At 32.7% G+C, this 11,059-nt stretch carries 11 protein-coding genes and 2 pseudogenes; 3 read left to right on the forward strand and 10 right to left on the reverse strand.

Annotation, left to right across the window (positions count from 1 at the left end):
* The 4 genes and pseudogenes from DIU01_RS02795 to ruvC form a co-directional block, all read right to left on the reverse strand.
* Positions 1-195, reverse strand: a pseudogene (locus tag DIU01_RS02795) (N-acetyltransferase); the annotation flags it as partial.
* Positions 192-974 (reverse strand): cyclase family protein, encoded by a 783-nt coding sequence (locus tag DIU01_RS02800; protein ID WP_290831739.1) that lies wholly within the window; start codon positions 972-974, stop codon positions 192-194. The pseudogene DIU01_RS02795 and the gene DIU01_RS02800, both read right to left, overlap by 4 nt.
* Positions 975-1,059: 85 nt before the next feature.
* Positions 1,060-2,193 carry a radical SAM family heme chaperone HemW gene (gene hemW / locus DIU01_RS02805; RefSeq protein WP_290831740.1) on the reverse strand — a complete coding sequence of 378 codons (1,134 nt, stop codon included), beginning with the start codon at positions 2,191-2,193 and terminating at the stop codon, positions 1,060-1,062.
* A 62-nt stretch (positions 2,194-2,255) separates the two neighbouring features.
* The gene (gene ruvC, locus DIU01_RS02810; protein ID WP_035128044.1) at positions 2,256-2,810 is read right to left on the reverse strand and encodes a crossover junction endodeoxyribonuclease RuvC; all 555 of its coding nucleotides are present in this window, start codon (positions 2,808-2,810) and stop codon (positions 2,256-2,258) included.
* Between the two features lie 82 nt (positions 2,811-2,892).
* Here ruvC and DIU01_RS02815 point away from each other — a divergent pair, with 82 nt between their 5' ends.
* Both DIU01_RS02815 and DIU01_RS02820 read left to right on the forward strand, forming a co-directional pair.
* Positions 2,893-3,828 (forward strand): hypothetical protein, encoded by a 936-nt coding sequence (locus DIU01_RS02815; RefSeq protein ID WP_290831747.1) that lies wholly within the window; start codon positions 2,893-2,895, stop codon positions 3,826-3,828.
* A gap of 82 nt (positions 3,829-3,910) precedes the next feature.
* Positions 3,911-5,038 (forward strand): glycosyltransferase, encoded by a 1,128-nt coding sequence (locus DIU01_RS02820; RefSeq protein ID WP_367221673.1) that lies wholly within the window; start codon positions 3,911-3,913, stop codon positions 5,036-5,038.
* 163 nt (positions 5,039-5,201) lie between these two features.
* Here DIU01_RS02820 and DIU01_RS02825 read toward each other — a convergent pair whose 3' ends face one another.
* Positions 5,202-5,963, reverse strand: coding sequence for an exodeoxyribonuclease III (locus tag DIU01_RS02825; protein WP_290831741.1), 762 nt, complete (start codon positions 5,961-5,963; stop codon positions 5,202-5,204).
* 165 nt (positions 5,964-6,128) lie between these two features.
* On the opposite strand from DIU01_RS02825, the gene DIU01_RS02830 reads away from it, so the two are divergent.
* Positions 6,129-7,931 (forward strand): lysophospholipid acyltransferase family protein, encoded by a 1,803-nt coding sequence (locus tag DIU01_RS02830; RefSeq protein WP_290831742.1) that lies wholly within the window; start codon positions 6,129-6,131, stop codon positions 7,929-7,931.
* 105 nt (positions 7,932-8,036) lie between these two features.
* Here DIU01_RS02830 and DIU01_RS02835 read toward each other — a convergent pair whose 3' ends face one another.
* From DIU01_RS02835 to DIU01_RS02855, 5 genes and pseudogenes are all read right to left on the reverse strand, one after another.
* Positions 8,037-8,843: a M48 family metallopeptidase gene (locus DIU01_RS02835; RefSeq protein WP_290831743.1), complete on the reverse strand. Its 807-nt coding sequence runs from the start codon at positions 8,841-8,843 to the stop codon at positions 8,037-8,039.
* Positions 8,833-9,273, reverse strand: coding sequence for a hypothetical protein (locus DIU01_RS02840; protein WP_290831744.1), 441 nt, complete (start codon positions 9,271-9,273; stop codon positions 8,833-8,835). Before DIU01_RS02840 ends, DIU01_RS02835 begins: the two co-directional genes overlap by 11 nt.
* Positions 9,270-9,674, reverse strand: coding sequence for a DUF2752 domain-containing protein (locus DIU01_RS02845; RefSeq protein WP_290831745.1), 405 nt, complete (start codon positions 9,672-9,674; stop codon positions 9,270-9,272). The genes DIU01_RS02840 and DIU01_RS02845 overlap by 4 nt, the downstream gene beginning before the upstream one ends.
* Positions 9,675-9,677: 3 nt before the next feature.
* Entirely contained in the window at positions 9,678-10,016 is a 339-nt protein-coding gene (locus DIU01_RS02850; RefSeq protein ID WP_290831746.1) for a TM2 domain-containing protein, read from the reverse strand.
* Positions 10,017-10,105: 89 nt separating this feature from the next.
* A pseudogene (locus DIU01_RS02855) lies at positions 10,106-11,034 on the reverse strand (2-hydroxyacid dehydrogenase).
* Positions 11,035-11,059: the final 25 nt, after the last annotated feature.

Here is an 11,059-nt window from a genome sequence, read left to right on the forward strand (position 1 = left end):
AAAAACCACATAATCGGTGATTACACGGCAAAAACCTATCTGCTTATCGTCTAAGTAAATTCCAAAGCAAAACGAACTATCAATTGTGGTTTGAACTTCTTCTGTTGTTCTTCCTGCAGCCCAATAAACGTCTTTCAAAAAGTTTTGAATGAATGGAATATCGAGTTTGGATTTGTCTGTTGAAACTGAAATCATATTTTATACAAAATAGGTTTTGATGGCGAAGCATCATTTTCAAACGAAGCAATTTGTAGATTTAGTATATAATTTCCGTCTTGAATAGTATCTTCTACAAAAATCATTTCTGTAATTGTGCAATTCAATCGTGCATCGTCGTTTAAATTATTTACATTTTTTACATTCCAAAATGCTTTATGCGCCAATAATTTTCCTTCGTCTTCTTCTCTATCCACACTTGGCAAATCGATTAATAAATGTTGAATTCCGATTTCTCGAATGTAAATTGCCGCTTCTTCCGATAAATAGGGCGGATTGGTTTTGGAATAATTTTTATGCTTTTTCGATTCTGAATTTGGTAATGTTCGAATAATAATTGCTTGTGGATTGTCGATTTGCGTGTGTGTTTTCTCCTGCGTCGAAATGACAAAATGACGTTGAATTTGTTCCTTTGTAATTACCAAATCACCATTTATATTTTCTGGTGTAATCGAAATCAATTCGGCTGTGAAGAAAAACTGTTTCAAACATTGATTTATCGAATAAAATTCTCGCGTAATGTGTCCGAGACATTCGGTATGCGTTCCGTGTCCGTGTGGATTGAAGAAAATGTTGTTGAAATTGGTCGAACTTCCTTCGGAAACTTTTCCAATCCAATCGCCAAATTTTACCGGTTCAATTTCGGGTTTTTCGATGTACCACGCAATTGGGTTTTTATCAGTATTGGATAATGGAATGGAAATATCAATGGGTTTTGATAGGTCGATTTGATATTTATTTTCAATTAATGCAATCATATAATTTCGGTTTTTGCCACAAAGACACTAAGTCTCTAAGATTTTAATTAAAAACTTTGTGTCTTTGCGACTTTGTGGCACTATTCTATTCCAAATTTAATAAAAATAAGTCGGAAGCAATTCCATCACTCAAAAACTTTCCTTTTTTGGTGGTTCGTAAAATATTTTCATCTACAAAAAGCAAATGATCTTCAATATATTTCGCTGCTTGTTGGTTGAGATAATCTAAATAAGTTTTTCCAAATTCGCTTTCAATTCGGCCTAAAGAAATTCCCCAAATAGTTCGCAAACCAGTCATAACATATTCGTTATATCTATCGGTTTTAGATAAAGTTTCGGTTTCTAATGGTAGTTTGTTTTCCTGAATTGATTTCAAATACAAAGTATTATTTGACACATTCCAACTTCTTTTTTCTCCGTCGTAACTATGAGCCGAAGGACCAATTCCGATGTATTTTTTGCCCAACCAATAACTCGAATTGTTTTTAGAAAAATAATTTTCCTTTCCAAAATTGGATAATTCGTAGTGAATAAAATCATTTTCGGATAGTTTATCGACCAAAATCTGAAAATGTTCTTGAGCCACTTCGTCATCCGGTTGTGGAATTATTCCTTTTTGAATAAAAGTATGCAAAGCCGTTTTGGGTTCAACCGTCAAGGCATAACTTGAAATATGTGGAATATTAAAAGACAAAGCTGTTTCGATATTCTGAAGCCATTTTTCGTTACTCATTTCGGGAATTCCGTAAATTAAATCGACCGAAATATTATCGAAATATTGTGTGGCAAATTCGAGACATTCTTTGGCTTCCGTCGAATTATGAGCGCGATTCATCATCTTTAAATCATCTTCAAAAAACGATTGAATTCCGATGGAAAGTCGGTTAATTTTGTTATTTGATAATTCGATTATACGTTCTTTTGACAAATCATCTGGATTGGCTTCGACTGTAATTTCGTGATTTTCCGTTACTTCATAATTCTTATATACTTCATTAATCAAAAATCGTAAATCCTCAATCGCTAATATAGATGGAGTTCCTCCACCAAAATAAATGGTTTCTACAACTTCGTCTTGAAACTCACTTTTACGCATTTCAATTTCTTTAGCCAACGCCAAAACCATCTCGTTCTTTTTCTTCAATGAAGTCGAAAAATGAAAATCGCAGTAGTGACAAGCTTGCTTGCAAAATGGTATGTGGATATAGATTCCTGACATTTTATTAGTGTTCAGTCGCAGTCGCAGTTTGCAGTACTGAGACTGAAAACTGAGACTGAAAACTATTTTTTAACTCTATCTTCATTATTTTTCACAAAAGCATCCCAACCTGTATAACTTTTTTCGCCAACTACTTTTCCGGAGTTGAAGAAATGACAAACAGCGGCTGCTAATCCATCGGTTGAATCGAGGTTTTTTGGCAATGTTTTCAATCCTAAAAGTTGTTGTAGCATTTTGGCGACTTGCTCTTTGCTGGCGTTTCCGTTTCCGGTGATGGCCATTTTTATTTTTTTAGGTTCGTATTCTGTAATTGGAATATCTCTTGAAAGTCCGGCTGCCATTGCAACACCTTGCGCTCGTCCTAACTTTAACATGGATTGCACGTTTTTGCCAAAGAATGGTGCTTCAATAGCAATTTCGTCTGGATTGTGAGTATCGATTAATTCGATTGTGCGTTCAAAAATGACTTTTAATTTTTGGTAATGGTTGTCGTATTTACTCAATATCAACTCATTCAACTGCAGAAATTCCATTTTCTTGTTGACTACTTTTATCAATCCGAAACCCATGATGGTTGTTCCTGGGTCGATTCCTAAAATTATTCTTTCGTTTGCCATTTTCAGTTGTCAGTGTTCAGTTGACAGTTATCAGTTTCTTTTAGTGAGTGATATTCAAGCTCAAAATAGTACATTTGTACCAATGATTACAATTCCTCACAAAGCTAAACAATTCTTGGTTTTTTCAGTCAAACTTTTGATTGTTGTTGGTGCATTTTATTTTATTTACAACCAACTGGCTTCCAATGACAAATTGGATTGGGATAAATTTTTGGTTTTGTTTCATAAAAATCAATCATTTACTGGAATTTCGTTTATCTTATTTTTTAGTTTTTTGAATCGTTTTTTTGAAATTCTGAAATGGCAAAATCTGGCACAAGTTGTAAAACCTATTTCTGTAAATGAAGCTACGAAACAAGTTCTTGCAGCTTTAACTTTGGGTGTTTTTACTCCAGTTGGTGTTGGTGAATATGCCGGAAAAGCATTGTATTTTGATAAAAAAGATACTAAAAAAATTATTTTTCTGAATTTAATTTGCAATGGCGTTCAAATTGTTGCTACAGGAATTTTTGGTATTCTGGGCATGATGATTTTAGGTTATTGGCTTTGGAGTTTTGGAATAATAGCTATTACAATTGCCTTCTTTCTGTTTTCTTATTTCACTAAAAAAATCAAAATTAAAGGCTATTCTATTGAAGATTTAATTGAAAAAATCAATGAGATTCCAAAGAGAATTCATCGTAAGAACTTGATTTTAGGATTTTGTCGTTACTTGGTTTTTTCGCATCAATATTATTTCTTGTTTTTGGCATTTGATGTCGATTTGCCATATTCAACTTTAATGGCAACTATTACAACAGTCTATTTTTTAGCTTCGGTTGTTCCGAGTTTTCAGTTTTTGGACTTTGCATTAAAAGGAAGTTTGGCGATTTATTTCTTTGGATTACTTGGTGTTAACGAATGGATTGTAGTTTTTGTTACGATGCTTATGTGGTTTTTAAATGTGGTTTTGCCTGTGGTATTTGGTAGTTATTATGTTATGATTTTTAAGATTTTGCCACAAAGAAGTAAAGTTTAAAACCATTAAGAAATTAAGTTGCATTAAGATTAATATTCGTGAAATCTTTTAATTTGTGTAAATTCGTGTAAAATAGTCACTTATGATTGAAATAGTATTATTCGTTGTTTTAGTAATTTATGTTGTGTTTATTTTGCAACTAATATTTGGTTTTGATAAGGTCAAAACTTTTATTAGAACAGATGAAAAACCTGTTACTAAATTCTCGATAATTGTCCCATTTAGGAATGAAGAGAAGAATTTACCTAAACTTTTAAAGTCAATTTCTAAGCTAAATTATCCGAAGGATTTATTTGAAATTATAATGGTAGATGATTTTTCTACCGATGCTTCGGAACGCGTTTATATCAAATGGAGAATGGAGAATGGATTGATTGAAACAACTCTTTTAGAAAATTTACGTTTATCCAATTCACCAAAAAAAGATGCGATTTCTAGAGCGATTCCAATTTTGAAACACGAATGGGTTCTTACAACTGATGCTGATTGTGTAGTAAATAAAAATTGGCTGCTAACTTTAGATAATTTTATTCAAAAAAATAATGCCGAAATGGTTGTTGGTGCTGTGGTTTATAAAACGCAAAACAATTGGTTTCATCAGTTTCAGCAATTGGATTTATTGAGTTTGCAAGGAACGACGATTGGAAGTTTCGGAATTGGAAAACCGTTTATGTGTAACGGAGCTAATTTTGCTTACACTAAAAAACTTTTTAATGAAATTGGAGGTTTTGGTGGAAACAACAAAATGGCAAGTGGCGACGATGTGTTTCTTTTACAAAAAGCATTAAAAAAACATGCTGATAAAGTACATTACTTAAAAAATACTGATACCATTGTAAAAACAAAACCTGAAAACGATTTGTACAAATTGTTTATGCAACGCGTTCGATGGGCTAGTAAAACAACTGGTTATTCTGGTTATTATTCTAAGAGTTTGGCTGTTGTGGTTTTGGCTATGAATTTTTCTTTGGTTTGTTGTTTATGGTTTATGGTTTATGGTTTATTGTCTTGGAAAAAGTTACTAATTGTTTTTTCAATTAAATATTTTGTGGATTATTTATTGTTGTTGAAATCGAATCAATATTTGAGAAAAGGTAAATTTATTTTTCCGTTGGCTAGTAGTTTGGTTTATCCTTTCTTTTGTAGTTTGGTTGGATTTTATTCGCTTTTTGGTAGTTTTTCTTGGAAAGGTAGAAGTTTTAAGAAATAGTTTTATTGAAAACGATTGCCCTAGCCCAGATAATAATGGAAAGCTTTTTATTGAAAAAATATAATTTTTCTTGATGAAAAAAAGCGACCAACGGAAGCTCTTTTTTTAATTAGAAAAACCCAATTTTCAATGAAAAGATTGCAACGTACAGCGCGATAAGCTTCTAATCAATCTCAATCACAATTGGACAATGGTCTGAATGTTTGGCTTCGGGTAAAATTACGGCGCGCGTCATTCTATGTTTGATAGTTTCTGAAACTAGATTGTAATCGATTCTCCAACCTTTATTATTTCCTCTTGCTCCGGCGCGGTAACTCCACCAAGAATAGTTGTGTGGTTCTTTGTTGAAATGACGAAAACTATCTACAAATCCCGATTTCATGAAGCCATCAAGCCATTTTCTTTCTGAAGGCAAAAAGCCAGAAACCGTTGCATTTCTTATTGGATCGTGAATGTCTATCGCTTCATGACAGATGTTGTAATCGCCACAGATAATTAAATTAGGTACGTCATTTTTAAGATGATTGATGTAGTTTTGAAACTCATCCATGTATTGAAACTTGAAATCCAATCGGTCAATATTGGTTCCTGATGGCAAGTACAAACTCATGATGGAAACGTCTTCGAAATCTACTCTAAGGTTTCTTCCTTCAAAATCCATGTGCTGAATTCCGGTTCCGTAAACTACGTTTTTGGGTTCGGTTTTACACAAAATTGCAACGCCAGAATAGCCTTTTTTCTCCGCTGGAAAATAATATTGGAAAGGATAACCTGCTTCTGCAATTTGAAGAACTGGGATTTGATCTTCTTGGGCTTTTATTTCTTGCAAACAAATTACATCGGGATTGGCTTGCTGTAACCAATCTAGAAAACCTTTAGTAATTGCTGCTCTAATTCCGTTTACATTATAGGATATAATTCTCATGATAGCGTTTAATAGTTTTTTCAAAAGTAATTAAAAACAGCAAAAATTGAAGATTATATTCAGAATTATAATAGTTTTTTAACCATTTTCGGAATTCTGCATTTTTTAAAAATTCCTTTAAAAGAATTACTATCTTTGTTTTTGCTCAATAAACAAAAAAACTGAATGGGTTTAGTCACTGCTAAAGAAGTTGCAAAAGCTATAAATGCTGATAAATACGGAGTTTTTGGCACTTTCGCTGGTTGGATGCTGATGAAAGTCCTGAAAATTTCTACACTTAATAAAATATACGATAGAAACAAACACCTTAGTGATTTAGAGTTTCTAAATGCTATTTTGGATGAGTTTCAGATAAAATTTGAAATTCCTGAAGAAGATTTTAAACGTTTGCCAAAAGACGGTGCCTATATAACAATTTCCAATCATCCGCTTGGAGGAATTGATGGTATTTTATTATTGAAATTGATGTTGGAAAAAGAACCCAATTTCAAGATCATTGCCAATTTCTTGCTGCATAGAATTGAGCCGATGAAGAAATACATCATGCCGGTAAATCCGTTTGAAAATCATAAAGATGCTAAATCTAGTGTGATTGGAATTAAAGAAACTTTACGTCATTTAAGTGATGGAAAACCTCTTGGAATGTTTCCTGCTGGAGAAGTTTCTACTTACAAAGACGGAAAATTGGTAGTTGATAAAGCTTGGGAAGAAGGCGCGATTAAAGTAATTAGAAAAGCACAAGTTCCTGTTGTTCCTATTTATTTTCATGCGAAAAATAGTAGGTTATTTTATTTGCTTTCTAAAATTGGAGACACTTTAAGAACTGCCAAATTACCATCGGAATTATTGACTCAAAAAGATCGCGTGATTAAAGTTCGTGTTGGAAAACCAATTTCGGTTGCCGAACAAAACGAGCATAAAACTATCGAGGAATATTCAGAATTTTTGAGAAAGAAAACCTATATGTTGGCCAATTCTTTTAATGAAGAAAGCAAACTATTGACGGTTCCAAATTTAAAAACACCAAAAAGTCCGAAGAAAATTGTTACGCCTGCAAGTCAGGAAAAAATGATTGCTGAAGTGGAAGAATTGCGTAAAACCGATTCAAGATTTTTTCAAAGTAAGAACTATGAAGTGTTTTTTACAGAAGCTAATAAAATTCCAAATATTCTTCATGAAATTGGACGTTTGAGAGAAATTACTTTCCGTGAAGTTGGTGAAGGTACAAACGAATCTATCGATTTAGATAAATATGATAAATACTACCATCACATGTTTTTGTGGGATGAAGACACAAAAAAAGTGGCTGGAGCTTATCGAATGGGATTGGGTTCAGAAATTTTTCCTAAATATGGAATGGATGGTTTTTATTTGAATGATTTGTTCCGATTTGAAACGGAATTACACGATATGATGAAGAGTTCTATCGAAATGGGACGTGCTTTTATCGTTAAAGAATACCAACAAAAACCAATGCCTTTGTTCTTACTTTGGCGCGGAATTATTCATACAACTTTACGTTATCCTGAGCATAAATTTTTACTTGGTGGTGTAAGTATAAGCAATCAATTTACTGATTTTTCAAAGTCGTTGATGATTGAGTTCATGAAATCTAATTATTACGATCCTTACATTGCGCAATATGTGCATCCTAAAAAGGAATTTAAAGTAAAATTAAAAGATGCTGATAAGGATTTCATCTTCGATGAAGCCGAAGCCGATTTGAATAAATTTGATAAAATCATTGACGAATTAGAACCTGGAAATTTAAGATTACCGGTTTTAATTAAAAAATACATCAAGCAAAATGCACGTTTAGTTGCCTTCAATGTTGATCCTTTATTCAACAATGCCATAGATGGCTTAATGTACATAAGAATCGCAGATATTCCAGAAAGCACTATGAAACCTGTAATGGAAGAATTTCAAGCTGAATTGGAGCGAAAATTGAATGAGAAACTGGAGTAGTTTTTAGTGTTCAGTGTTCAGTGTTCAGTGTTCAGTGTTCAGTGTTCAGTGTTCAGTGTTCAAAATTATAAAAAAAGCTAAACTTTTCAGTTTAGCTTTTTTTATTTATTCCTTATTATTTCTAATCAAAATCTTATAATCTTCCCATTCTTTTTGGGTTAAGGTTTGTGTTTTTTTGTATTTCTTTCCTTTTAAATAATCTAAAATATATTTGGCTCTTGCCTCAGAATCGGGATGAGTTGAAATCCATTCTAATGCATTTGGCATGTCGTGTTCTTGTGCTAATTCATACATAAAATCGGCCATTGGTTCTGGATTGATATCGGCTTCTAATAGATATTTTACACTTTCCATGTCGGCTTCTTTTTCTAACGTTCTGTCGTAAGCAGTTGATGATAACGTGTTTAAAATTTCTTTTAAAATCTCGCCGCCTTTTCCTCCAGTTGCAGCAGAAAGAATGACTGATAATCCAATTTCTTTAGACAGTTTTTTCATCACGTGATTGTTTTGGATATGCGCAATTTCGTGACCTAAAACACCTTGTAGTGCTTCTTGTTTTTTGCAATCTTCAATCAATCCGGTGTAAACAACTAAGTGATTATTAGGCAAAGCAAATGCATTTACTTCGTCTTTATCAATAATGTGGACTTTCAATGAATCACGTTCTATATCGTTGGCTTCACAAATTGGTAAAATCAATTTATCTAATGTTTTTACAATAGAATCATTTAGAATTACATCTTCGGTTTCCTGAATTTGATTCCAAATTAAATCGCCAATATTATTCTCTGCAGAAGCGGTTCTTTCTTTAATTTCAAATAGTGAAACGAAGTCAATTCTTGATAATCCGAAGAACATTCCGAAGAATAAAACTACAATAACTAATCCTTGAACTACTGTTTTATTTATCATTTGGCTTACAAATTAAATTAGTTAAACTTCCAAAAAACCATTGTTGTACATGAATTCCTTTTCGTGTTTGAACTGCACTATAAATAGTAGAAACAAATTCTAATAAGTTGAAAAAGATTATCGTAAACAAATAAGCAAAGTAATAGTTGGTTGGTTTTTTTCCGTCGAAAATAATTGAAATCGTCCACCAAAACCCGAAACTATTCATGCAAAGCAAAGCCATCTGCGAAAACAAGGCTTGAAGACAATGCCAACGAACAAAATAAGTTCCTTTTCTGTTAGCTATATAGAAGAAAAGTGTTGCAAACAAATTGATTATTGGCAACGGCAAACCAGCAACTAAAGCTACTAAAGACATTAAATAACTGTTGGATGCTTTTTCAGCTTCGTGATCTGTTGGTTTGTAGCGAAAAGTAGTATCGTATATCATAATCCTTTATATATATTCCAAATCCAATTGAGAAGTACTAAAATAATTAACGGTATTGCTATCCATTTTACTCGGATGATTTCTTCTGTTTTTTTATACCAAAAGAAGAACGTTTCTTTTTTAGTAATTACATCAAATAAAATCCAGATTGGAGAAATTATCATTAAAATAGCAACAAGTATTCCGAAAGGATTCATTAAAACTGAAGCTGCAATTTCTCCTTGAAGAAAAAGTTGAACCGCACGAGTTGTACCACAAGAAGGACAAGCGTAACCTGTCACATTTTTAATAATACAAACTGTTAAATGAGAACTTTCGGAATAATTTATTTTGTAAAAAAGATAGGCTAAGCCCAAAAAACAAGCTATAGAAATAATAGCATACAACTTGTTTTTAGTCATGGTCTAATATAAATAGTTATGGAATGCTTCCATGTTTTTCTCACGAGTTAACCCTTGAATTAAAAACCAATCAATGATTGCCCAAATACCTAATCCACCACAAGTTAAAAGTTTTGCAATTCCTAATCCAGTATCGCCAATGTAGAATCTATCAATACCATATGCACCACCAAAAATTGAAATAATTAATGCTGTTGTTGGATCTTTAAATTGCATGCTGTGAATTAAATTAGATTTAGATTCGTCTAGACTTTCTAATTTTTCTCTAATTAATCCTAATTGATGTGCTTCAAAATATTTTGAATTCATCATCATGAACATATCTACCTTACTTGATTCCATAATTTTGTTTTTTGGTTAGTTTTTAAGTTTACTAAAATATAAAATTTTAATAATAAGACGAACAATTACTACAAAAGTTACTAGAAAAGTTATACTTTATAATAATTTATAATTTTATCGACAATGGTTTGAGCTAATTTTTGATGACTTTCAAAAGTCCAACCCGCGATGTGTGGTGTTAGTAAAACATTATCTGACTCTAGTAAATACTGGAATGCCGCAGGTTTTTCGGAATCGATAAATAGATTTTCGAAAGATAATTTTTCATATTCTAAAACGTCTAAACCAGCGCCAAGAATTTTTCCTGATTGTAATGCTTCTACCNNTCGTTATTACCACGAGAAGTATTTATGAACCAAAATGGTTTCGCGAACGAATTGATAAATTGAGAATTTACCATTTTATTGGTTTGTGGCGTCCATGGAATGTGTAAACTTAAAACATCGGATTGTTTTTGCAGTTCTTGCAGAGAAACTTGCGTGGCATTTTCATCGGATACATTTTCTAGAATATCGTGGCAAAGAACTTTTACATCAAATCCGCGGAGTTTTTTGGCAAATGATTTTCCCATGTTTCCGTAGCCAATTATTCCGATGGTTTTGCCTTCGAGTTCGTAACCGCGATTGCCTTCACGAATCCATTTTCCTTCGCGGACTAACTTGTCGGAACGGTTTAATTTATTCATTAAGGATAATAACATTCCGAGTGCGTGTTCGCCAACTGCGTTGCTATTTCCTTCTGGTGCAGCAATTAAGTGAACGCCTTTTGCAGTAGCATAATCACAATCGATGCTTTCTAAACCTGCTCCAACTCTAGCAATAAATTGTAAATTGGTTGCCTTGTCAAGAAATGTTTTATCAATTTTGAAACGAGAACGTATAACAATTCCGTTATAGTCTTGAATTTTTGCTTCGACTTCTTCTTTGGTGGAAGTGAAATCTTCTTCGTTAGTGAAACCTGCTTCTTGAAGTTGGTTCCATAATAACGGATGATTGCTATCTATGTGGAGGATTTTAATTGTTTCGGGTTTCAAAGTTTCGGGT

This window comes from Flavobacterium sp. (assembly GCF_003525665.1).
Classification (GTDB): Bacteria; Bacteroidota; Bacteroidia; order Flavobacteriales; family Flavobacteriaceae; genus Flavobacterium.